Annotated in this window: 22 protein-coding genes, 1 tRNA gene, 1 pseudogene and 1 riboswitch; of the genes and pseudogenes, 17 read left to right on the top strand and 7 right to left on the bottom strand. The window is 66.3% G+C overall.

Annotated features, from left to right (window positions below):
- Positions 1 to 251: 251 nt before the first annotated feature.
- The gene (locus ACWDV4_RS19370) at positions 252 to 1592 is read left to right on the top strand and encodes a hypothetical protein (RefSeq protein ID WP_449980697.1); all 1341 of its coding nucleotides are present in this window, start codon (positions 252 to 254) and stop codon (positions 1590 to 1592) included.
- A 174-nt stretch (positions 1593 to 1766) separates the two neighbouring features.
- Here ACWDV4_RS19370 and ACWDV4_RS19365 read toward each other — a convergent pair whose 3' ends face one another.
- Positions 1767 to 2543, bottom strand: a complete 777-nt coding sequence (locus ACWDV4_RS19365) for a GntR family transcriptional regulator (protein WP_449980694.1) — start codon at positions 2541 to 2543, stop codon at positions 1767 to 1769.
- 661 nt (positions 2544 to 3204) lie between these two features.
- Between ACWDV4_RS19365 and ACWDV4_RS19360 the strand changes: the two genes are divergently transcribed.
- The 12 genes from ACWDV4_RS19360 (at position 3205) to ACWDV4_RS19305 (ending at position 12389) form a co-directional block, all read left to right on the top strand.
- Complete coding sequence (locus tag ACWDV4_RS19360; RefSeq protein ID WP_449980691.1) at positions 3205 to 3456, top strand: hypothetical protein; 252 nt, start codon at positions 3205 to 3207, stop codon at positions 3454 to 3456.
- 82 nt (positions 3457 to 3538) lie between these two features.
- Positions 3539 to 3790: a precorrin-4 C11-methyltransferase gene (locus tag ACWDV4_RS19355; RefSeq protein ID WP_449980689.1), complete on the top strand. Its 252-nt coding sequence runs from the start codon at positions 3539 to 3541 to the stop codon at positions 3788 to 3790.
- Positions 3791 to 3851: 61 nt separating this feature from the next.
- Positions 3852 to 4664 carry a GntR family transcriptional regulator gene (locus ACWDV4_RS19350; RefSeq protein ID WP_449980686.1) on the top strand — a complete coding sequence of 271 codons (813 nt, stop codon included), beginning with the start codon at positions 3852 to 3854 and terminating at the stop codon, positions 4662 to 4664.
- Positions 4652 to 5425, top strand: coding sequence for a glycosyltransferase family 2 protein (locus ACWDV4_RS19345; RefSeq protein ID WP_449980683.1), 774 nt, complete (start codon positions 4652 to 4654; stop codon positions 5423 to 5425). The genes ACWDV4_RS19350 and ACWDV4_RS19345 overlap by 13 nt, the downstream gene beginning before the upstream one ends.
- Before the next feature lie 588 nt (positions 5426 to 6013).
- A complete protein-coding gene (locus tag ACWDV4_RS19340) occupies positions 6014 to 6409 on the top strand; it encodes a transcriptional regulator (RefSeq protein ID WP_449980680.1) in 396 nt (131 codons plus the stop codon).
- A gap of 198 nt (positions 6410 to 6607) precedes the next feature.
- Positions 6608 to 8206 (top strand): FtsK/SpoIIIE domain-containing protein, encoded by a 1599-nt coding sequence (locus ACWDV4_RS19335; RefSeq protein ID WP_449980793.1) that lies wholly within the window; start codon positions 6608 to 6610, stop codon positions 8204 to 8206.
- On the top strand, positions 8203 to 8466 hold the full coding sequence (locus tag ACWDV4_RS19330) for a hypothetical protein (protein ID WP_449980677.1): 264 nt from the start codon (positions 8203 to 8205) through the stop codon (positions 8464 to 8466). The genes ACWDV4_RS19335 and ACWDV4_RS19330 overlap by 4 nt, the downstream gene beginning before the upstream one ends.
- A gap of 3 nt (positions 8467 to 8469) precedes the next feature.
- On the top strand, positions 8470 to 8670 hold the full coding sequence (locus tag ACWDV4_RS19325; RefSeq protein ID WP_449980675.1) for a hypothetical protein: 201 nt from the start codon (positions 8470 to 8472) through the stop codon (positions 8668 to 8670).
- Positions 8667 to 9224: a DUF2637 domain-containing protein gene (locus ACWDV4_RS19320; RefSeq protein ID WP_449980672.1), complete on the top strand. Its 558-nt coding sequence runs from the start codon at positions 8667 to 8669 to the stop codon at positions 9222 to 9224. The genes ACWDV4_RS19325 and ACWDV4_RS19320 overlap by 4 nt, the downstream gene beginning before the upstream one ends.
- Positions 9221 to 10993 (top strand): replication initiator, encoded by a 1773-nt coding sequence (locus ACWDV4_RS19315; protein ID WP_449980669.1) that lies wholly within the window; start codon positions 9221 to 9223, stop codon positions 10991 to 10993. Before ACWDV4_RS19320 ends, ACWDV4_RS19315 begins: the two co-directional genes overlap by 4 nt.
- On the top strand, positions 10978 to 11193 hold the full coding sequence (locus ACWDV4_RS19310) for a helix-turn-helix domain-containing protein (RefSeq protein ID WP_449980666.1): 216 nt from the start codon (positions 10978 to 10980) through the stop codon (positions 11191 to 11193). Before ACWDV4_RS19315 ends, ACWDV4_RS19310 begins: the two co-directional genes overlap by 16 nt.
- Positions 11193 to 12389 (top strand): tyrosine-type recombinase/integrase, encoded by a 1197-nt coding sequence (locus tag ACWDV4_RS19305; protein ID WP_449980663.1) that lies wholly within the window; start codon positions 11193 to 11195, stop codon positions 12387 to 12389. Before ACWDV4_RS19310 ends, ACWDV4_RS19305 begins: the two co-directional genes overlap by 1 nt.
- An 89-nt stretch (positions 12390 to 12478) precedes the next feature.
- On the opposite strand, the gene ACWDV4_RS19300 is transcribed toward ACWDV4_RS19305, so the two are convergent.
- A tRNA-Gly gene (locus ACWDV4_RS19300) sits at positions 12479 to 12552 on the bottom strand.
- Between the two features lie 194 nt (positions 12553 to 12746).
- On the opposite strand from ACWDV4_RS19300, the pseudogene ACWDV4_RS19295 reads away from it, so the two are divergent.
- A pseudogene (locus ACWDV4_RS19295) lies at positions 12747 to 13745 on the top strand (zinc metalloprotease).
- Positions 13746 to 13856: 111 nt separating this feature from the next.
- A complete protein-coding gene (locus ACWDV4_RS19290) occupies positions 13857 to 14858 on the top strand; it encodes a zinc metalloprotease (RefSeq protein ID WP_449980660.1) in 1002 nt (333 codons plus the stop codon).
- Positions 14859 to 14885: 27 nt separating this feature from the next.
- On the opposite strand, the gene ACWDV4_RS19285 is transcribed toward ACWDV4_RS19290, so the two are convergent.
- On the bottom strand, positions 14886 to 15536 hold the full coding sequence (locus ACWDV4_RS19285) for a pyridoxamine 5'-phosphate oxidase family protein (RefSeq protein ID WP_449980657.1): 651 nt from the start codon (positions 15534 to 15536) through the stop codon (positions 14886 to 14888).
- Positions 15537 to 15615: 79 nt separating this feature from the next.
- Here ACWDV4_RS19285 and dcd point away from each other — a divergent pair, with 79 nt between their 5' ends.
- Positions 15616 to 16194 (top strand): dCTP deaminase, encoded by a 579-nt coding sequence (gene dcd / locus ACWDV4_RS19280; RefSeq protein WP_449980654.1) that lies wholly within the window; start codon positions 15616 to 15618, stop codon positions 16192 to 16194.
- 79 nt (positions 16195 to 16273) lie between these two features.
- On the opposite strand, the gene ACWDV4_RS19275 is transcribed toward dcd, so the two are convergent.
- Entirely contained in the window at positions 16274 to 17305 is a 1032-nt protein-coding gene (locus tag ACWDV4_RS19275) for a C40 family peptidase (protein WP_449980651.1), read from the bottom strand.
- A gap of 12 nt (positions 17306 to 17317) precedes the next feature.
- A riboswitch (cyclic di-AMP (ydaO/yuaA leader) is annotated at positions 17318 to 17458 on the bottom strand.
- 246 nt (positions 17459 to 17704) lie between these two features.
- Between ACWDV4_RS19275 and ACWDV4_RS19270 the strand changes: the two genes are divergently transcribed.
- Positions 17705 to 19732: an N-acetylmuramoyl-L-alanine amidase gene (locus ACWDV4_RS19270; RefSeq protein ID WP_449980649.1), complete on the top strand. Its 2028-nt coding sequence runs from the start codon at positions 17705 to 17707 to the stop codon at positions 19730 to 19732.
- A gap of 70 nt (positions 19733 to 19802) precedes the next feature.
- Here the strand turns inward: ACWDV4_RS19270 and ACWDV4_RS19265 are convergent, their stop codons facing one another.
- From ACWDV4_RS19265 to ACWDV4_RS19255, 3 genes are all read right to left on the bottom strand, one after another.
- Positions 19803 to 20807 (bottom strand): C40 family peptidase, encoded by a 1005-nt coding sequence (locus ACWDV4_RS19265; protein WP_449980646.1) that lies wholly within the window; start codon positions 20805 to 20807, stop codon positions 19803 to 19805.
- Between the two features lie 255 nt (positions 20808 to 21062).
- Positions 21063 to 21707 (bottom strand): response regulator transcription factor, encoded by a 645-nt coding sequence (locus tag ACWDV4_RS19260; RefSeq protein WP_449980640.1) that lies wholly within the window; start codon positions 21705 to 21707, stop codon positions 21063 to 21065.
- A complete protein-coding gene (locus ACWDV4_RS19255) occupies positions 21698 to 22891 on the bottom strand; it encodes a sensor histidine kinase (RefSeq protein WP_449980638.1) in 1194 nt (397 codons plus the stop codon). The genes ACWDV4_RS19260 and ACWDV4_RS19255 overlap by 10 nt, the downstream gene beginning before the upstream one ends.
- Between the last annotated feature and the right edge of the window lie 69 nt (positions 22892 to 22960).

Here is a 22960-nt window from a genome sequence, read left to right as displayed (position 1 = left end):
GCCGCTGCTTGCCAACGTTCGCCGCCGTTGACTGCTCCCAATTGCTGTGGAGCTGAGCCAAATGGTTATCGACTACTTCCAACCGATCTCACCGACGGTGACCATCACACTCGCCAAGCCACCTCCTTACGGATTGGCCGCGCCGTACGCGATCGACACCCTCAATCAGGAGCGACACGATAGACATTGCCTCAAGGTGACCAGCGCCGTACCATCAATGAGTTCAATCCAAGCTCGACTGAAGAGGACGTATGCGCGCACTGGAGGACCTACAGGCGGCAGTAAGAGATCCGGGTTCTAGGCGCTACTTAACCGAAGCGGTACGGGCATACCAGGCCGGCGCTTTCCGCCCAGCAATTGTAGGTATATGGGTAGCTGTCGCACTCGACCTTGTTAACAAGATTCGCGAGATTGCAGCATCCGGCGAGGGTGAGGCGCGAAGTTTTGTTGAGGGACTAGATCGCGCAGTCATCAGCGGCAACGTAGAGCACGTCGCAAAACTGGAACGCGATCTACTGGAAGTTTGCCGTGACAAGTTTGAACTGCTTATTGATCGCGAAGTCGACGAGTTAGAGCGGCTTCGTAGAGACAGACACGTTTGCGCACATCCAGCATTCGTGAGACCGGATGAAGTCTTCGAACCAACCCCCGAACTTGTCCGGGTTCACCTAGGCACAGCCGTTGATGCGGTACTTTCGAAAGGACCAACCCCCGGCAAGAAGGCCATCGAAAGATTCCGTCATGAGATTGATGGGACAGCATTTCCAAACAATTTGGACGACCTCTGCGAATATCTCCGGGAACGATATTTCGAACGTGGCAAAAGCAGCCTTCGGAGAGGCTTAGCCGAGTTAATTGTCAAAGTAGCCATCAATCCGCCCGACGGAGATCTGAGACGAGGGGATCGCTGCGCGCTTGCCGCCCATGCGCTGGAGCGCATCCAGCCTGAGTTGCTGAGCCATGCCTTGAACAAGGTCGTCAAGAACAAGGAGGAGGGACTAGGGCTTACCGCCACTGAGCTGATCCGATTTGCCGGCGCTCTCGGCGACTTAGACTTGGCTTGGCTCGCGCTGCCTGCATCTTCTCATTCCCGAGTGAGGGCGGCCGTAGAGGCAGCCGATCTTGGATCGTTGCTTGATCATGGGCTCTTCACTCGACAGCTACCAGAGGGCATCGCAGCCGTCGTAAATAGTCGACGCGAGCACCTCAACGTTGGAAATCTCATGGATGTAGTAACGCAAAACCCAGAGCTGAGCTTCACGCAAGCGGCGATCAAGGTCTTCGCGGACTCGGGAAGCTTTAGGGCCGCAGAGGCAAATATGGCTAGGCTGATTCTTCCCATCGCGAAGGAGATGAGCGCATCTGACATCAAGTCAATCATAGCGATTTTCGTCCACAACAATCAGATTCACTTCGCCTCCGGAATGCCCGACTTGATGCTAAAGTTCTTCCATTCAACAGTGGGTCACTTCACTGAATGCGCCACCGATTGGTACACACTTAGCGCAGCCATGCAATCATTCGACCAGGCAGGCGGATATTATTCATACCCAGACCTTCGGGAAGCCATCGATTCGGAACCACCGTTCTAAGGCGACGGAACGAAGGCTCGACGAAAAGAAGATCACACATCTTCGGCAACCTAATACAGCCGTGCACCGACAACTACGTATTAGCAATTTTATGCAAATACGACGACTACCGCAGCCGATGCGGCTTACACATCTCATAACAGCAAACCTAGAACAACTACTCGGAGCGGTCGTCTAATGCTCCTGCTGCGACAACTCGTACTCAAGTTCGGTTCGGTCGGCGGGTAGTACGAGGTTGGTAGCGGCTTCGACGACGCGTTCACGCACATAGGTCTTCCGGCTCACGGCGAGTACGGGTACGCCGGCTGGTAGGCGTAGGGCGTTGGTTTCGTCGGTAGTGGGCATGCGGGCGCGTACAACTTCGCGGATCTTGGTGACGGTGATGCCGAGGGATGCGAGTTGGGCGACGTGGCCGCCGGGCCAGGATTCGCGGCTGGGGTCGGCTACTGGCGTGCCGGCGACCATGTCGAGCAGGTAGTACGAGGTGGTTAGTTGCTGGGGCACGCCGTGGCTGCGGGTGAGTAGACGGCGTTCGAGCAGCATGGTGCCGGGCTGGACGTCGAACATCTGGGCGAGTTCAACCGTTGCGGGCACTTCGCGGTAGTCGGCGTCGACCTGGTCGACGGGTTGCGGCCTGGTGTTGTCGCTCGGCTCTGCTGACGCCTGGTCGGCGGTCGGATGCTGGGGCCAGTAGCGATCGGGACCGAGTCGCCGTACCGGATAGTTGGGGCGTACGTAGGTGCCCCTGCCGTGTTCGGTGACCACCAGGCCCTCGGCCCGGAGTACGTCGAGTGCGGCGCGGATGGTTCCTAGGGCGACGTCGAACTCTGTCTTGAGTGTGCTCTCCGGTGGGAGGAGGGCACCGGGGGGTATCGCGCCTGCGGTGATGCGGCGGCGTAGCTCGTCGGCGATCGAGCGGTAGCGAGGCTGACCGTAGTGCGGGGTTGGCACTGGGTCACCGTACCTGTCTGTCAGGTTCTCAACCGACAACCAATCTGACTCCTTCAGACATCTAGACAAGTCTTCTAGTTGTAGATACGTTTCTCGGTGTGCGGCCGGGATAGCGGTGCGTGACAAGGGGTTGGCACCCCGCTGGTCCCGGTCGCACACCGACAGTCCCGCGTGCCCTCGGTCCGGCATGCCTGAGGTGATCCGACGCGCGGGGCTGGCGCGGCACGGCGTACCCGGTTCTCCCCAGGGATTTCGTCGTGTCGTCGCTGGATCGGTGGTCGGCCTTCCGCTTGAGGGGACGGAGGGCCGACCACCGGTTCCCACCGTCCGGCGTGGAGGTTGCGATGGTCCGGTTCTTTTTCCGATCGGTTCTGGCGTGGCTGTGGCGTCGCCGTGGCCGTACTCCTGTATGTGGGTTTTCTCTGGCGCGCGGTTGTGTGGCGCGGGCTGACGTCGGTACGTCGTCTTGGGCGCTCTCACCGACCCTGGCCTATCCGCTGGTGCAGAAGGCTCCGCTGCTGACACTGGGGCAGGAACGCCGCTGCGCCGCTGGCCGGTGGTGGCGGTGACTAATGCTGGACGCTGGCCGAAGGCTGTGGATCATCCTTCGTGGTGTGTGCACGAGCGGTGCGGCTACATCGTGCCGCCACTGCTAACAGGCATGTTGGGGTGGCACCGTGGGGCGCTGCGACGTGCCGGCAACCTACGTTCCGGCGGCATCGCGGTAACCCATCTGGCCGGGACGATCAGTGAGTCGCCGTTTGTCGCGGTGCACACCGTGTCGCGGGCGTGTGGACACGGGTTGGCGGAGTTGGGGCTTGTCGACGCGTGGCGGCTGGCTCGACACCTGGATGAGCTGCTGGCGCAGGCCGGCTTCACCGTTCAGGAGGGGATCGACGATGCCCACCGCTGAACGCCCTACGCCGGGAACGTCTGCCCTGCGGCCGTCGTCTGCCTGTCCGTTCTGGTGTCGAGGCTGCGGCCCCAATGATCCGATGCATCGAAGTGAAGCGGTGACGGTCGGGCGGGAGGGTGCCGGTTGGCTCAGTCTCCAACTGATCATTGATCGCTTCCGGCGGCGGGAACCCTGGCTCAAGGTCGACGCCACCCGGTACGGGGCGACGCAAACCGTGCTGCTGTCCGCCACGCAGGCCGCCCGGATGATCGAAGAACTGACCTACGGCGTCGAAGCCATACAGATGATGTCCGACGGTCAGCGGGACCAGTCGGGGTCGACCGATGGCTGACCGGGGCCGAAGAGGGACCACCCGGCAGACGTCTCAACGTCTAGGCGGTAGCGTTAGCGGCGTGATCCCCCGTGACTGGCGTCCGCGCTACCTTCAGCTCGCTGAGGAGCTGCGCGCCCAGATCATGAGCGGGCAGCTCGCCCAGGGCGCGGCCATGCCCAGCGAGACCGAGTTGGCTGAGTCCTCCGGGCTGTCCCGTACCAGCGTCCGTAACGCCATCCGCCAGTTGCGCGAATGGGGCCTGGTCCGGGCCGAACAGGGGCGCGGCACCTACGTGCGGGCACCCCGCCAACGGGTACGGCGACGCAACACCGAGCGGTACCAGTGGGAGAAAGACCGGGCGCTGCTCGACGAGGGCCAGCGGCGTAAGACTGGCGGGACCGAACACGACACCGGCCTGACCGTCGACGACCTGAAGTTCCACGCCGAGTACGCCCAGGTGCAAGCCGACGACGACATGGCCAACGCCTTCGGCCTGCCTGCCGGCACGCCACTGCTGCGGCGCGTGTACTGGACCAGTTCCCGGCACGAAAGCGCGCCGCTGTCGGTTTCGTACTCCTACCTGCCGTACGACCTGGTGGCGGCGAACCCTGGCCTGCTCGACGCGGAAAACGAACCCTGGCCTGGCGGAACACAACACCAGCTGTTCACGGTCGGCGTCGAACTGGCGCGCATCGTCGATGAGGTACGGGCACGACCGCCGTCGCCGGATGAGGCCGAACTTCTCGACATCGAACCCGGGGTGTCGGTCCTGGCCGTACGCAAGACATCGATTGACATCGCCGACCGGGTCGTGGAAGTCGCCGACGTCGTGTTCCCAGGTGACCGGACAGAGCTTGTCTACACGACCGAGCTGAAACGGTGGACAACTTGACCCGACTCGTCTCGGTAATCACGCCCGTGCACTGGCCCAGCGTCGGCTACCTCGCCGACGCCTACGCCTCGTTGGCCGCGCAGGAACTACCGGACGGTTGGGACTGGCAATGGCTGGTCCAAGAAGACGGGCAAGACGGCCTTCTTGTCGACCGGCTGCCTGATGCCGACCCACGAATCAGTGCGGGCAGTGGACGACCAGGCGGCCCGGGTGTGGCCCGTACCCTCGCCCTGGCCCGCGCCGAAGGTGAGTTCGTCAAGGTCCTGGATGCCGACGACCGGCTAACGCCTGGTGCGCTGGCCCGGGACATCGCCGTACTCACCAACAATCCTCGGGTCGGTTGGACCACGTCCCGGGTGCTCGACCTGCTCCCCGACGGCACCACCCACGGATGGGACATGGACCCGCCCGACGGGCTAATCGGTCGCGGTGCCGTCCTCGCCTTCTGGCAAGCCAACGACTACCGGGCACCCGTACACCCCGCGACCCTGTGCATACGCCGTGACCTGCTCCTCGCCCTCGGCGGCTGGATGGCCCTCCCCGCCAGCGAAGACACCGGCCTACTCCTCGCCGCCAGCACAGTCAGCGAAGGCCACTTCACCGCCGAACCCGGGCTCCTCTACCGCAAGTGGCCCGGCCAGATGACCGGCCAAGCCACCCACCGCGAACCGACCGAACACGCCGCCCGCATGCGCATCATCGAAGCCCGCGCACACGCCCTACAGTCCCTGCTGACCTCCCTCGCTACCAGTCAGCGTTGATGTAGTGGTCCGGCCGTGTCCCGGCAGTTAATCTAACCAGCTTCAAGAAGCCAAAAATTAGATCAACTGGCCGAGAATATCTCGATAACCACAGTTGCTACCGTGGCAACAAACATGGTTGCTGCCGCCAATAGGCGACACGCAGATTCCACATAGAGAACAACCCGGGGCACCTCGGGTCCTTCTGGATCCTGGCTTGCGCGGCTGCGCCTTGATATGGTCACGAGGACTCCTTGCAAGGGCTTGACTAGGGCCGGTTCGGAGTACCGGGGCGATATCCGTTGGCGCGGACATCGCCCCACTTTCATTTCCCTTCCACCGTACGTGGCACCCCTCATTAAGCAAGGACTCGTGAGCCGAGTGAGTGCGGATGAATGCCGCATTCATGGCTTTGAATTAATATGAGAAGTTGCATTGCTTTCTAGAGAATTTGCACGTCTCGCACGCGCTACGGCAACCGGCTCGCCTCCCATTCGGAATTAAGCGACTAATCGGACCACTTGATCAGAGTTGTTGACTTGTCTGCCAAGTCGCGTCTACCTTTGGGCTCGCAACTTGGCAGACATGTTTACAAGTGGAGGTTGAGCGATGGCTCTGCGTGGCGGGACGAGGTTCGCCGTGCGTTTCGAGGACGTGTTCCCGGCGGGGTGCGCGTTGGTGCCTGAGTCGCTGGGTGAGGTGGAGGACTTCGACGAGAAGACGGGTCGCCGTTCGCCGGCTAAGGACAAGGTGACTGGTCAGCGGGTGTGGCAGGTGCGGGTGATGGACCTGGACCCGGAGTTGGGGAAGCGGTCGCGGGAGACGACGGTGAAGATCTCGGCTGACTATCAGCCGGTGCCGCCGACGGGGACTCCGTTCGAGGCGGTGGAGTTCGACGGCATGACGGTCACGCCGTACGTGGCGAACAACGGTCGGATGGCGTACTCGCTGCGGGCGACCGGACTGCGTGTCCCGGCGGGGGTGAAGCAGAAGGCGGCCGCGTAGTCGCTGTTGGTGTGGGCGGGGCTGTCAGGTCTTGGCGGACGGCAGCCCCCCCTCTGTCTCTTCCCCCTGCTCTGTCGAGAGAGGTAGTGACATGGTCAAGCGTAGGCTGCCTGCTGCCCTGTGGCAGGTTACGCCCCTGGTGGCGTACTCGTCTTTGGTTGGTGGGCGATGATCCGCCGGCCGCGTGGTGAGGTCGTGATGACCACGGCCGGGGATCTGATGGTGGTTCGGCCTCGCCGGTTGGAACTGCCGTTCTGGCTGATCGCGTGCGGCCTGGTGTTGCGGTGGTTGGGGCGGGCCTGCTGGTGGTGCCTGCGTCACCCGGTCACCGTCGGCGTGGTCGTCCTGGCGGCGGTCCTGTATCGGGAGTTCGGCCGCTCGGGCCTGGTGGTGCCGCTCGTAATCGCTGCTGCGGTGTCGGCCGTGTGGCGTTGGCGTCACGAGTCGTCGTGGTGGTCCTGGTGCGCGGGGCCGATCCTGGGCCGGTTCCGTCAGGTGTTCGTCTACCGGCGGGCGTGGCAGGAAGCCATAACCCTATGCGGCCTGGCAGAGACGTACGACCACCGCGTCATCCTGCCGGAGCTGCTACGGGTGCGCTCCGATCAGGCCCTGGATGTGCTGACCATCCGCATGGTGCGGGGCCAGACACCGGAAGAGTTCCAGAAGGCGACGACGAACCTGGCCTACGCCTTCGGCCGGCGGCACGCCCGCGTCTACTCCGAACGTCCCGACGATCCGCCGACCCGTACCGGCCGCTGGGCATGGCTGCTACGAGCGGTCGACCGGGTACGGTTCCGCGACCGGCCAACACTCGTCTACCTGGTGCTCGTCCGCACGGACGCGCTGCGCACCATCGTGCCGCCGTTCGACGTACCAGCGGTGCCGGACTTCACCGCCCTGCCGATGGCCCGACGCGAAGACCTGCGTACCTGGCACCTGCACCTGCTCTCCACCCACGTACTGATCGGTGGGGCCACCCGACGCGGTAAGGGCTCGGTGCTGTGGTCACTGGTCCGCTCCCTGACCGGTGGGATCTCCTCCGGGCTGGTACGGCTCTGGGTGATCGACCCCAAGGGCGGCATGGAATTCGCCATGGGCCGCCCGCTGTTCGCCCGGTTCGCCGGAAAGTCGTTCGAGGCAATGGCGGACCTGCTCGACGAGGCCGTGGAAGTCATGCGGGAACGGCAAACCCGCCTTGCCGGCACGGTCCGAGTCCACACCCCGACCGAGGCTGACCCCCTGGTCGTGGTGCTCGTCGACGAACTGGCGGCGCTGACGGCGTACCTGCAAGACGTCGATCTGCGTAAGCGCATCGCCGGATCGTTGGGGCTACTTCTGTCCCAGGGTGCCGGGGTCGGGGTCCTGGTCGTGGCCGCGTTGCAGGACCCCCGCAAGGAAGTCCTGCCGTTCCGGGACCTGTTCCCCACCCGGATCGCCCTCGGCCTGACCGAGGCATCCCAGGTGGACATGGTGCTTGGTGACGGTGCCCGTAACAGGGGTGCGCTGGCCGACCAGATGCCCCGATGGGCCAAGGGCGTCGGCTACGTCATCCTCGACGGCACCCCCGAACCGATCCGGGTCCGCTTCTCCTACGTCACCGACGACCACATCCGCGACCTGGCGCGCGACTTTCCGGCTCCCGTCGACGCGGCGGACATCCTCGCCCAGGTCGGCCGGGAAACCGCACCCGAACCGCCCCGGCCGTCCACGCTGCCCCGGCAACGCCGTGGCCCCCTGCTGCCCGAAGCGCTGCTGAACATCCTCGACCGGGACACCGAACGAGGTGAACCGCGGTGACCACCACAACCAACGCCCGGTCGTTCTACCGACTCCGCGCACCCAACCCGAACGGCCCGACCACCGCCGTCTCCGTCCGCGTCGACCTCGACCGGCCCGACCCGTACCCGGTGTATCTCGCCGTCGGTGGCGGCCGGCGCCGCATGTACCTGACCCCCGACGAGGCATGGGCGCTGTGGCGCTGCCTCTCCGAAGCGGTCGCCACCCTCGGCGACCCACCCGACCACATCCGTACCCGCGTCGCCCCAGCCCGGAGGTAGACCATGAACTTCCTCGCCCGCATCCTCTACCGCACCCCGCGCACCCGGCCGCTGAACATCGAACTGGACGACAGCCCCGAACACATCGCCGCCGCCCTGCACGGCCTGGCCCACCTCGTCCACCGCCGTCGCCGCGACCTGGTCGGCCAGTCGATCCGCATCAACCTCACCGTCCGCGACCCGTACCAGCGAGGTCGCCGATGATCCGCATCGAATCCGGGGTACGCCTGCTGATCCTGCTCGCCATCGGCACCATGGCCGGCGCTGCCGCGTTCACCCACGTACACGACCTGACTGTGGCCCACGGCCAGCCTGACTGGATCGGCTGGGCTAACGCCGTAGCGGTCGAGCTGATGGCCATCTACCTCGGGCTGGAGATCCGGGCTCGTCGACGCGCTGGCCGTCCGGTCGGCCTGGTCGGCGTGCTCCTCGTGGCATTCGCGCTGCTGTCCCTCGCCGCCCAGGTTGCCGAAGCCGAACCCTCCATCTGGGGCTGGATCGTCGCCGCCGTCCCCTCGCTGGCGTTCCTCGCCCTGGTGAAGGTCGTCCTGTCCAGCGCACCCGCCGAGCGGGAGAAACCCTCGATCGAGCCTGAACCTAAGCCGGAACCTGTTCCCGTGCCGGCACCTCGGCTGCCTGAGCCGGTCATCGCCACGGTTGATGTTCCGCTCATGCCTCAACCGGCTACCTCGACGGTGATTCCGCCCGTCACCGTGGTCCGCCCGACCCGGCCGCACGTCGTGGGGATCATCCAATGACCGCTCCAACCCTGCCCGGACTCGAACCCACCCCGACCACTGTTGAGGCTCCTCGGCCGGGGTCGCGGGCGGCACGGATGGGACTACCCCGGGCCGTCGACGTCCTCAAGGACATCGCCATCGAGTACGGGGTCTGCATTCGGCCCCTGGCGATGCGGCGGACCGACCTGGACACCGGCCGTACCGAGGTCATCGACCTGCCCTGCGGGGCCACCCGTGAGGACAAGTGCCCGCCGTGCGCGAAGAAGAACCGACGCCTACGGCAGGCGCAGATCCGGGAAGGCTGGCACCGCGACGACGAACCCCTACCCGCACCGGAACCCGCAACCGACGAACAGAAAGCGCTGATCCTGCTCCGGGCGCACTTCGAGTTCGCCCGCGACGAAGCCAACCGGGCCAGCCAATGGGAACAGGTCGAAGACCTCGACGAGGCCATCCGCGAGGTTGAAGAAGCCATCGCTGCCGAGGGCCTACGCGGACGGGTCGGACCACCACACCAGACCGACGAAGACGGCCAGGGCGACGACAACGACGGAAAACGGCGAAAGCGCTCGACCAGGCGGCGGCAGGACGCACCCGAACTACCCCGCCGCAAGGTCGAGCGGCGCACGGTCGGCAAGACCTACACCGCCCCTGACGGCAGCACCTACCGGCCGTCCATGTGGCTCACCCTGACCCTTGACTCGTACGGGCCGGTGCTGTCCGACGGCACCCCGGTCAACCCCGACCGGTACGACTACCGCCGCGCTGCCTGGGACGCCGTCCACTTCCCGAGGCTGCTCGACCGGTTCTGGCAGAACCTGCGCCGCTGTGAAGGCTGGAACGTCCAGTACGCCGGCTGCGTCGAGCCGCAACGCCGGCTGGCTCCACACGCGCACTTCGCTATCCGGGGCACCATCCCCCGGGACACGCTCCGGACCGTGGCCGCCGCGACCTATCACCAGGTGTGGTGGCCCTCCGTGGACGTGCAGCTCTACACCCGCGACCGGCCGCCCGTCTGGGATGAGAAGGCAGAAACCTGGGTCGACCCCGACGCTCGTCAACCGTTGACGACCTGGGGTGAAGCGCTCGACGCCATCGACGAAAACCCCGAGGCGGAACCCGTGCACGTGGTTCGGTTCGGCCGCCAGGTCGACGCACGCGGCGTCATGCCCGGCACCACCGACGCCGAACGCACCATCCGCTACGTCACGAAATACATCACCAAAGCCACCGGCGACTGCCACAAAATCACCACCGAGCGGCAGCAACGCCACCTCGACCGGCTCTGGCACCAACTCCAGATCACCCCCTGCACCGACCGCTGTGCGAACTGGCTGCTCTACGGCGTCCAGCCGAAGAACGCGCACGCCAAGCTCAAACCCGGACGGTGCAGGGGCAAGGTCCACCAGCGGGAAACCCTCGGCATCGGTGGCCGGCGCATCCTCATCTCCCGCGACTGGTCCGGCAAGACCCTCGCCGACCACAAACACGACGCGCGGGCCTGGGTCCGGGCTCTCCTCGGCGTCACCACCGACGCGGCCAGCATCGACAACCAGCACGACGCCATCGAACCCGTACGCCACGCCTGGGAACTCGCCCGACCAGACGACTCCGACGTGACACCCCTCGCCCACCGACTCATGCGCTCCATCAGCGAACGCGCCCGCTGGCGTACCGAACTACTCGCCGCCAAAGACCGGGCCGCCCAGGGACCGCCCAACCTTTCGGCAACTGATCTACACCGACAGCACAACGGGGAGGAACAAGCACAGTGGACGAGGTCCTGACCATCGAGCAAGCCGCGACCCGGATTCAGATGAGCGAGCGGTACGTTCGGCGGCTGGTGGCTGAGCGGCGCATCCCGTTCCACAAGCTCGGGCGAAGCGTTCGGATCAAGGCCGTTGACTTGGCCGCGCACCTGGATGGAGGTCGGGTCGAGCCGCTGACGGCGTCCGGTGTGTGGAACAGCCTGCGGCAGGCGGCCTGATGGCGAACAAGGAAGGGCACCGACGTTTCGGCAGCATCCGAAAGCTCCCCTCCGGCCGTTACCAGGCTCGCTATCCGGGGCCGGACGGGCAGATGCGCAGCGCTCCGGAGACCTTCGCCCGGAAGTCCGAAGCTGACCGGTACCTGACGCTCGTCGAGGCACAGATGGTTCGACGGGAGTGGATCGATCCGGACCGGGCCAAGGTACAGCTCGGCGACTACGCCCGGCGCTGGATCGACCAGCGGCCCAACCTGCGGCCTCGTACGGTGCACCTGTACGGCTGGCTGCTCGACAAGCACGTCATCCCATACCTCGGTGGGGTCGAGCTGGGTCGGCTGGATACACCGATGGTGCGGGACTGGCGGGCGAAACTGCTCGGCAACGGCGTCTCGGTGAGCATGGCGGCCAAGGCGTACCGGCTGCTGCGAGCGGTACTGATGACGGCGGTCAAGGAAGACGAAATCCTGATCAAGAACCCGTGCCGGATACCTGGCGCGGATCAAGAGAAGTCGGCCGAACGACCGGTGTTGACCCTCGCGCAGGTCTTCGCGCTGACCGATGCCGTGCCGGCCCGGTATCGCGCGCTGGTCCTGGTCGCCACCTTCGGCTGTCTGCGTTGGGGTGAGGTCTCCGCGCTGCAACGGCAGGACATCGACACATCCGCCGGTACCGTCCGGGTCCGGCAGGCGTACACCGAACAGCGTGGGATCGGCCTGGTGCTCGGGCCGCCGAAGTCCCGGGCCGGTCGACGTACGGTCAGCCTGCCGCCGGCCGTCGTCGACGTCATCCGCGACCACCTGGCCGCCGAGGTCGACGACGATCCCGAAGCGCTGGTCTTCGCCACCGAGAACGGGCGGCCGATCTGGCGAGGTAACTTCAACAAGTTGAGCAACTGGAAGGCAGCGGTCGCCAAGGTCGGACAGCCGGGGTTGCACTTTCACGACCTGCGGCACACCGGGAACACTCTCGCCGCCCGTACCGGGGCAAGCACTCGGGACCTGATGGCGCGGATGGGGCACGATTCTCCACAGGCAGCGTTGATCTACCAGCACGCAACGAGCGAGGCTGATCGGGCCATTGCTGCGGCGTTGCACGACGCCATGCGGTCGGAACGCAAGAAGGCCAAGAAGGCGAAGAAGAAGCGGTCCGGCGACTCGGGTGATGGCAGGTCTGGTGCCCTGGTTGACCAGGGCTAATGGCACGCTAATGGCACGACACGAGATCACAGATCTTGAAATATCGAAAGCCCTGGTTCGGACTCACGTCCTGACCAGGGCTTTTCGTTTGGAGCGGGTGACGAGAATCGAACTCGCACTGTCAGCTTGGGAAGCTGATGTTCTGCCATTGAACTACACCCGCAAGCGGACCCCACTGTACCTGGTCGAGCGCGGAAGCGCACTCGCGTACCCCCCGGGTTGTCCGTGTCGCCACGCCAAGACCGGGCACACCGGGCGCAGCGTTTGCAAAACCGACAGCCCTGGGTAACGTTCACCACACGAAAGGTAGCGACCCGCTCACCCCACGCGTCGCCTTCATCGATCTAGGGGTGAGGCATGGACTTACACCGTATCCGCTGGTCGCTGCGCTCAACCGGAGCAACCGCCGCTTCTCTCGTACTCATATTGGGGTCGACGACGGCGAGTGTCGGGCCGGCGGCGGCCGGGATGACGACAGCCTCGGCCACGCCGACGTAGGACTGCGTCGCCCATGCGGAACTCCCGCCGAACAACGCCAGGGCGAGGCCGGGAGACGGACCGGACGGGCATGATCCGAACGAGTTGACCCCGGCCGAAGCGGCACAGCGGGACCGCGAGTTGCTTGAGACACACGCTCAGGTGGCGGGGATTGGCCCGTACGCGATTCCAGCTCGCGGCACCGTCACCATCCCGGTGGTAATGCACGTGATCGCCAAGGACCCGACCCGGGCCGGCGGCAACATTCCGCGCCCGCTGATCGACGCGCAGCTCAAGGTGCTGAACCAGGCATTTGCTGGCGGCAACGGCAGCACTCCGTCGCCGTTCCGGTTCAAGCTGAAGAAGATCAACCGCATGGTCAAGCCGGCCTGGTATCCGATCGTCCCGAGCAGTCCCGCCGAGCAGCAGATGAAGAAGACCCTACGAATCGGCGGGGCAAAGACCCTGAACATCTACACGGGCGCATTAGAGGAGGGCCTGCTCGGCTGGGCGACATTCCCGGCGAAGAAGGTCGACAAGTACGACGGCGTGGTGGTGCTGGCCGAGTCACTGCCGGGCGGTACCGCCGCCAACTACAACCAGGGGGACACCACCGTCCACGAAGTGGGCCACTGGCTGAACCTGTACCACACCTTCCAGGGCGGTTGCGCGGGCGAGGGCGACGCGGTGCCGGACACGCCGGCCGAGGCGGCACCAGCGTTCGGCTGTCCTGCGGACCGGGATTCCTGCGCCACTGTGGCCGGACTCGACCCGATCCACAACTTCATGGACTACACCTACGACGCCTGCATGCACCAGTTCACCCCCAACCAGGTGCAGCGCATGACCCAGGCGTGGCAGGCGTACCGCGCAAGATAATCTCGCTCCACTATTTTCACGTACATCGATGGACGAGTAACGTTCGCCTCACGTTCACGCACCCGATGCGGCACACCCCCGGCTGCATCGCGGACAGAAAGAGGTGGACTCATGGGGCTGCGCTCGAACCCGTTGACCTGGCGAAAAGCCAAGGTTGCATCCACATCCATCGCCATGCTGCTCAGCGCCGCAGCGACATCCATCGCTCCGACCACCAGCGCACTGGCCGCCGACCAGGCACCACCCGGCTGCGTCGAGCCGGCGGAGGCACACGACTCGCTCGCGCACGACACGCTCGCCAAGGCTCGGCCGGGCGCCCCTGGCAAGCAGGACCCCAACCACCTGACGCCAGCCCAGATGGTCGAGCGAGAGGCGGACTTCGCCAGCACGCTGCGGGCTCGGGCCAGTACGACAACCGCCGGGCCGAGCATCCAGGCCACGGTCACCATTCCGGTGGTCGTACACGTTATCCAGGAGAACAGCACTCGGGCCGGAGGCAACATCCCGGACTCGATGATCAACTCCCAGATCAACGTGCTCAACCAGGCCTACGCAGGTGGGACCGGCGGCGCGGTCACCGCCTTCGCCTTCCAGTTGCAGAGCATCAACCGTGTCACCAACACGGCCTGGTACCCAATCGTCTACGGCTCGTCGGCGGAACGCCAGATGAAGAGTCAGCTCCGACAGGGCGGCAAGAACACGCTGAACATCTACCTCGGCGAACTCAGCGACAACCTGCTCGGCTGGGCGACATTCCCGAAGAACAACCTGGACACCTACGACGGCGTGGTGGTGCTGAGCGAGTCGCTGCCGAGCGGCACCGCGACCAACTACAACCTGGGTGACACCGGCACCCACGAGGTCGGCCACTGGCTGAACCTCTACCACACCTTCCAAGGTGGCTGCTCCGGCTCTGGCGACCAGGTCTCGGACACCCCGGCCGAGGCTTCCGCCGCCTACCAGTGCCCGACCGGGCGGAACACGTGCAGCTCGACCGGTGTAGACCCGATCCACAACTTCATGGACTACACCTACGACTCCTGCATGTACGAGTTCACGACCGGCCAGGCGACCCGAATGCTGAACGCCTGGAACGCCTACCGCGCTCCGTAAAGATCTGATCCAGCGGTGCCGGCTCGGTCAACGGGCCGGCACCGGCGCGTACCCCGGGATTATCGACTCGTATTCAGGGACCGCGAGCCGGTGGATCCGCCGGCTGCGGCGCGTCGCCAGGCCCGAGCTGTTCATCCGGTTGCGGCCCCCGGCCGGATCGAACCACACCTGTACGGCGGGCCGGCCGGACCCACCACCGCCGCCGAACGCGCTCGCACCGTTGCCGTTGCCGTAACTGTCGCCGTTGCCGTCACTGTCGCCGTTGCCGACGCTGTTGCCGTGCCGGGACAGCATCGCCACGTCGACGGTGAACTCGAACAGTCGCCAGTCGACCTGCGGTGCGGCCCGTGCGCTGTCGGCAAGCCGGGCGACCCGGGCCTGGTCGGTGACAGGACGAGCCCGCCCCGCGACGTACGCCTCGTCGTCGCTCTCCTCCGGCGGGAAGGAGTGCAGCGCGTAGCGACCGTCGCGTTCGAGATCGCGCCGTTTCGGCGAGTCGACGATGAAGCAGAACAGCCCCTCGTCGGTGATCACAGGCGAGACCGGGTGGACGCGAGGGCCGCCGTCGGCCCGGACAGTGGCCAGGTAGCCGAAGCCTGGCCCGTACTGCTGTATGAGTGAGCGGATCGCGGCGGCGAGCCGGGGATCGTCAGTGGCGAATTCGGACCAGGAAGCCATGGGATCATCCTATCGAACATATGTTCGAGATCGGTAGTGCGACGCCGCTGGTCAGACGGGAGGTCGCTATGGTGGCACGATGCTGCTCTCCGACCGTGACCTCGTCAGCGAGATCAAGGCGGGCGCCTTGGCGCTGGAACCGTTCGAGCCGGCGCTGGTTCAGCCGTCCAGCATCGACGTACGCCTCGACCGGCTGTTTCGGGTGTTCAACAACCACCTCTACACGCACATCGACCCGTCCCGGCAACAGGACGACCTGACCTCGGTGGTCGACGTGCCCGACGGTGAGCCGTTCGTGCTACACCCGGGCGAGTTCGTGCTCGCCTCCACGCTGGAGGTGATCTCCCTCGGCGATCAGCTCGCCGGGCGGCTGGAGGGCAAGTCGAGCCTGGGCCGGTTGGGTCTGCTCACCCACTCGACCGCGGGCTTCATCGACCCCGGCTTCTCCGGTCACGTCACGTTGGAACTGTCCAACGTCGCCAACCTGCCGATCACCCTCTGGCCGGGCATGAAGATCGGCCAGTTGTGCATCTTCCGGCTCTCGTCCCCGGCCGAGCACCCGTACGGCTCCGAGGTGTACGGCTCGCGCTACCAGGGGCAGCGGGGGCCGACGCCGAGCCGGTCCTGGCAGAACTGGCGGACCTGGCCAACCCGCTGACGCGTACCACGGGTGTTAGGAAGGGGCCCTTCCTATGCAAAATGCGATAGGAAGGGGCCCTTCCTAACACCAAAAACCGTTAGCCTGGGCGGCCGTAGCTGTGCACGCCGCCGTCGACCTTGCGCATCCTGACCTTGTCGCCGCTGGTGGGGGCATGCACCACCCAACCGTTGCCGACGTAGATGCCGACGTGCGCGAGGTTGCTGTAGAAGACCAGGTCACCTGGGCGTAGCTCGGCACGGCTCACGTGCGGCATCATCGCCCGTTGCCGGGCCGCGTTGTGCGGCAGCGTAACGCCGGCCTGCTGCCAGGCCCGCAGGGTCAGGCCCGAGCAGTCGTACGAGTTGGGTCCGGCCGCACCCCACACGTAGGGCTTACCGATCTGGGCGCAGGCGAACTTGACCACCTGCCCGATCGAGCCGCCCGGGTAGGTCGCGGGGCAGGGGGCCGGTCGGAGCACGCCACCGCCACCGTTGCCGTACGCCACCAGGCGCAGCTTCTGCAGCCGGGCGACCTCGGCGTCGATCTCCTTCTTCTTCGCCGCCAGCTCAGCCTCGGTCCGGGTGAGCTGGGCGACCAGCACGTCCAGCGGCCCCTTCTGCGCGGCGTACTTGTTCTTCAGGTCGACCACGGCCTGGATGTCGTGCTGCTGCTGGCGAGCGAACTGGTCGAGCACGCCGAGCTGGTCCATGAGGCTGGTGGGTGAGCCGGTGGCAAGGATGGCGTTGAGGGTGGAGGCGTTGTTGCCCTTGTACGCCTGGACGGCCAGCTCGCTGACCTTCCCCATCGCCTCGTCGACCTGGCGTTGCAGCGGCTGGATCTTCTTGCCCAGCGCGTCGGCCTGCTTCTTCTTGACGGCCAAATCCTGGCGGGTGGCGTTGTGCTTTTCGATGATCGGTTCCAGCTTCGCCCACGCCTTGTCGATCTGATTCTCGATCTCGGTCACCGACGGCTCGGCGTGGGCCGGGGTCGCGCCAACGAGCACGACGGCGATGCTGGCGATCGCGGCGAGCGTGGCGGTGAACAGGGACCGACGGGTAGGTGGCATCGCCGGTTCTCGGTCGGCGTGCACCGACCCGAACGGGCGCAACCGGGGGGCATGATGTGCCACCGGTGTCCGTACTCCTTCTTCCTGACCGCCTACCGAGTTAGCTGACGGGTTCGGGCGGGAAGATGTGCGCCCTACCGCGGATCGCGGATTCACCCCAAATGGATCACGTGGGTCCCCGGTTCGATCTTGCGAACGATTCGGCGGTATCGAGCCGACGTCGCCCCGGGTGGACGAACTGCCCTCGTCTCGACCGTCCCCAACCTAAGGAAGTGCACTACCAGGGCGCAACCCGAACCGGCAAGATAATTCGCTTCGTACAGCCATCGGTCACTAAGGGTGGACTTCGGGCGGCAGATGCGAAGAAATCTTTCACTTCGATCGCCGTTCTCGCAAGCCATTGACGAACCACCCCTGGGCGAGTGAGGGTGACCAATGAGTCATCCCCCGAATGGAGGTTCGATGCACCGTCCGAAAGTACCGCTGAGCAGCCGGATACTGCTCAGTACCGCGATAGTCGGCGCGGCGACGCTCGTCACCGCCGCGCCCACGTCCGCCGCCGCGACCGTACCCACCACCGCCAACGCACCGGTCGACTCCCGACAGCAGGACTACGCCACCGCCGCCAGCGACTACGGCGTACCGGAGAGCGTCCTGCTGGGAGTTTCCTATCTCCAGTCCCGCTGGGACACCAACGCCGGCACCCCCAGCACCGCCGGCGGCTACGGCCCGATGCACCTCACCGACGCCGCCCACGTGGCCAGCCTGCCCACCTCCGGCGGTCACCACGACTCGGAGGAAGACCCGCGCGGCGACGAATCCCGGCGGTCACTGGCCCGCCAGCACCCCAGCGTGGCCACTCCGGACAGCGCAGCGCTACGCACCCTGGGCGCCGCCGCCACGCTCACCAGCACCGGGGCGGAGTCGCTACGTACCGACGCGCGGGCGAACATCCGGGGCGGCGCAGCGCTGCTGTCGTCGTACCAGAAGGCCCTGGCCGGACCGGCGGGAAGCGCGAGCGACCCGGCGGCCTGGTACGGCGCGGTGGCCCGGTACTCCGGTGCGGAGACCAGCGACGCCGCCGCGGCCTTCGCCGACGAGGTCTACGCCACCATCCGTACGGGTGTCAGCCGGGTCACCGACGACGGGCACCGGATCACCCTCGCCGCGCACCCCGAGCTCGACCCGGTCCGGGCCTGGCTGGCGAAGCTCGGCCTGCGCACGCCCGCCCGCCCGGACGGGCTCGAATGCCCGACCACCATCTCCTGCGAGTGGCTGCCCGCCCCCTACCAGCTGCTCGGCGACGGCACCGACCCGGGCAACTACGGCAACCACGACAAGGGCAACCGGCCGACGCAGCAGAAGATCGAGTACATCCTCATCCACGACGCCGAGGGCTACTTCGACAGCACCACCCGGCTGGCCCAGGACCCGGAGTGGGTGAGCTGGCACTACACGATGCGCTCGGTGGACGGCCACACCGCCCAACACCTGAAGACGAAGGACGTCGGCTGGCACGCCGGCAACTGGTACGTCAACGCCAAGGCGGTCGGCATCGAGCATGAGGGCTTCGCCGCCCAGGGCACCTGGTACACCGAGGCGATGTACCGCAGCTCGGCCAAGCTGGTGAGCTACCTGGCCAAGAAGCACAATGTGCCGCTGGACCGGCAGCACATCATCGGCCACGACAACGTGCCGGGCACCGTGCCGGGCACCGTCCGGGGGATGCACTGGGACCCGGGCCCGTACTGGGACTGGTCGCACTACTTCGACCTGCTGGGGGCACCGATCCGGGGCACCGGCACGCCGCGTACCGGCCTGGTCACGCTCGACCCGGACTTCGCCACCAACCGGCCGAACTTCTACGGCTGCGCCAAGTCACCGCCGGCCTCGCCGACCGAGCCCTGCCCCTCGCGTGGCTCGTCCTCGGTGATCCTGCACAGTGCGCCCAGCCCGGACGCGCCGCTGGTCAACGACATCGCGCTGCGGCCGGACGGCACCCCGAACACGATGCAGATCTCCGACCACGGGGCGCGGGGTTCGACGGGCCAGACGTACGCCATCGCCGACCGGCAGGGCGACTGGACCGCGATCTGGTACCTCGGGCAGAAGGCGTGGTTCCACAACCCGGCCTCGGCCCCGACCGCCAAGTGGTCGGTCGGCCTGGTCGTGACCCCCAAGCCGGGCAAGGCCACCATCCCGGTGTACGGGCGGGCCTACCCGGAGCAGGCCGCCTACCCGGCCGGGGTGCCGTACCAGACGATCACCCCGCTGCAGTACACGCTCTCCGCCGGGCAGCGGTACGCGGTCGGGGACGTGCTACCGGGCGAGTACTACCGGGCCTCGACGTTCGAAGGGACGTCCCCTGGTGACTTCACGGTGATCCGGGGCGAGAACCGGTACGTCCAGATCCAGTTCGGTCATCGCATCATGTTCGTCAACCTCGACGACGTGCAGATCCTGCCGTCGCCGATCGGCGCGCCGCGCTGAGTTGTTCTTGGATGTTAGGAAGGGCCCCTTGCTATGCAAAAAGCGATAGCAAGGGGCCCTTCCTAACACCTCAGCCGATGCGGCGGTACGCCGTCACCGACTTACCGAAGCTACCCACCGAGGCCACCGTCACGTTCTGGCCGACCGTCGGCGCGTGGACCATCAACCCGTTGCCGATGTAGAGGCCGACGTGGCTCGGGAAGAAGACCAGGTCACCCGGACGCGCCTCAGCGCGGGTGACGCCCCTACCCATCGTGATCTGGTCGCCCGTGTAGTGGGGCAGGTAGATCCCGGCCTTGCCGAAGGCGTACTGGGTCAGCCCGGAGCAGTCGAACGAGTTCGGCCCGGTCGCACCCCACACGTACGGGTCGCCCACCTGGGCGCAGGCGGTCTCGATCGCGATCCGCGCGGCGGAGGTGACCACCCCGTTGATCGTCGGACAGTTGGCAACCTTGACAACCGTCTTCGGCATCATGGCCTTCAACTTCGTGACCTCGGCGTCGATCTCCTTCTTCTTGCCGGCCAGTTCGGCCTCCTGCCGGGCCCCCTGCGCGATCAGGTTGTCGAGCCGCGTCTTCTCGGCGTTGTACTTGTCCCGGATGGTTACCACATCCGCGATCTGCCGCCGCTCGTGCTCGTTCAACAGATTGAGATAGGTCAGCTGATCGGCCAGCGTGGTGGGGTTACCGGTCGTCAACAATGCGTTCAGGTTGGACGACGGACCGCTCTTGTAGAACCGCACCGCCAGGCCACCGACGCGGCTCAACGCCTCGTCGACCTGAAGGGAAAGGGGCTGGATCTTCTTTTCCAGCTCCGCCGCCTTCTTCTGGTTGGCCTTCAGGTCGACGCGCACCTTGTTGTACTGCTCGATGACGCCCTCGAGTTCTTCCCACTTCTTCTCGATCTGCGCATCGATTTCTTCCGGGGTGGGCGCGGCCTGCGCCTGCGCGGCGGGCACCAGGCCAACACAAGCCGCTGCGACTATTGCCGCCAGACGGTGCAAGACCCGACGCGCGGCGTTACGACGGGTGGATACCTGCTCCGGCGTACGAGGATGGGATGGCCGACTTCGCACCGGCGCGACTCCTTCGTGACCGACCGCCGGGCGCCTCGCGGAGGGGGAAGCTGAGGCCGACTATCCGCAAACGGTCGGTGCCCCACATTAGGGAAGGTTCGGCTGTGAATCAAGGTGAGAGGTCCTATTTCGACCTCGGCATAATGATTCGACGTCATGACGATTCAATGTCGTCACGATTCGTAGTCGGGCCAATCCACAACTCGTATCCAGTCCAATCCCACCCATGTCCGACTCTGCACCAGCACCGCCGCACTAGCTGCCGAGGTAGCGCAGCACCGCGAGCACCCGGCGGCTGTAGCCGGTCACATGCGCCAGGCCGAGCTTGTCGAAGATCGCGTTGACGTGTTTCTCGACCGCGCTCTGCGACACGTGCAACTGGGCCGCGATATGGGCGTTGGTGCAGCCCTGTGCCATGTGCTCCAGCACGTCCCGCTCCCTGGGAGTGAGGGCGGCCAACGGATCGACCCGGGTCGTACGAGCGAGCAGTTGACGTACCACCTCCGGATCGAAGGCGGCCCCGCCCGCGCCCACCCGATCCAGCGCGTCCAGGAACTCACCGACTTGGACCACCCGGTCCTTCAACAGGTATCCCACCCCGCTGGCGGTGCCACCGATCAGCTCGGCGGCGTAGCGCTTCTCGACGTACTGGGACAGCACCAGCACCCCGACAGCGGGCCAGCGGCGGCGGATCTCCAACGCCGCCCGCAGCCCCTCGTCGGTGTGGGTGGGCGGCATCCGTACGTCGACCACGATGAGGTCGGGTGGGTCGGCGGCGACGGCGGCCAACAACTGTTCGGCGTCGCCCACTGCGGCCAGGACCTCGTGCCCCTCGTCGGTGAGCAGCCGGACCAGTCCTTCGCGCAGCAGGGCCGAGTCTTCGGCGAGGATCAGACGCATGGCAGCTCCGCGGTGATCGTGGTCGGTCCACCGGCCGGGCTGTGGACGTGGATCCGGCCGTCCAGGGCATGCACCCGCCGATGCAGGCCGGCGAGGCCGCTACCGGCCGGGTCGGCCCCGCCGACCCCATCATCGGTGATCTTCACGTGTACGACGTCGTCGCGGCTCGCCACCACCACCTCCACGCGGTGCGCCCGGGAGTGCTTGGCGGCATTGGTGACCGCTTCGCAGACCACGAAATAGGCGACCGTCTCGATCGCTGGGCCGGGTCGGGCCGGTAACTCCAGCGTCATCCGTACCGGCAGCGGGGAGCGCTCGGCGACGATCTCCAGGGCGGCGGTCAGCCCGCCGTCGTCCAGTGCGGCCGGATACACCCGCCAGGCGACCTCGCGCAGTTCGGCCAGCACTCCGGCGGATTCCTCGTGCGCCTGCTGGAGCAGGTCGTCTGCCTTGGCTGGGTCGGTGGCGCGGCGGGCCCGCCCGAGCAGCATGCCGAGGGCGACGAGCCGCTGCTGCACCCCATCGTGCAGGTCCCGTTCGATCCGGCGGCGCTCGGCGTCGACCGCGGCGACGATCTCGGCCCGGGCCGCCGACAGTACGGCGATGCGCTGTTCGTAGTGCGCCTTCTCGGTCGGCCCGAGCAGCGCGCGGGCCAGCCGATGGTCGAGTGCTGCCACCCCGGTGATCCCCTGTACGGCGAGGAAGAGCAGCACCACCCCGACGATCGCGAAGTACGCCACGATGAACGGTGTCGCCTCGATGTCGTCGACTGGCCGCCCCACGATCCAGCCGACCACCACGGCGAACGCCATCAGCGCGCCGTACAGCAGGAGCAGCAGCACCGTCCCGCCGAGCGCGCCGAGCGGCACCCGGGCGGCGAGGTAACCCACCGCTCGGAGGTCGGTGACCACGCCGGCTGGGCAGTCGCCAAGGAACCGTTCGACCCGTCGCCGGTCGTACTCGGCCAGTCGGCGGGCAACCCGGCCTAGTCGCCGCCGGCCGCGCAGTCGATGGTCGCGCGGCGCAACCGCGAGAACGGCGTACGGGAGCACCGCGCTGATGAGGTAGAGCAGGACGAACAGCGCGTTGACTGCCCCCAACGCGACCCCGGCCGCCAGGGTGAACACTCTGATCGGTTCGCGGATCCGGTAGAGCGTTTGAAGCCAGGCAGGCGGTCCGCTCATCTCAGCCGAAGGTGTCGGGGCAGACGCGTCTGCATGATCGTCATGTGGTCGACGCTAGGGCTCGGACCG

The organism is Micromonospora sp. NPDC003197, assembly GCF_053590565.1.
The sequence above is the reverse complement of the archived record's forward strand: the minus strand, read 5'-3'. Positions and strand labels throughout refer to the sequence as shown.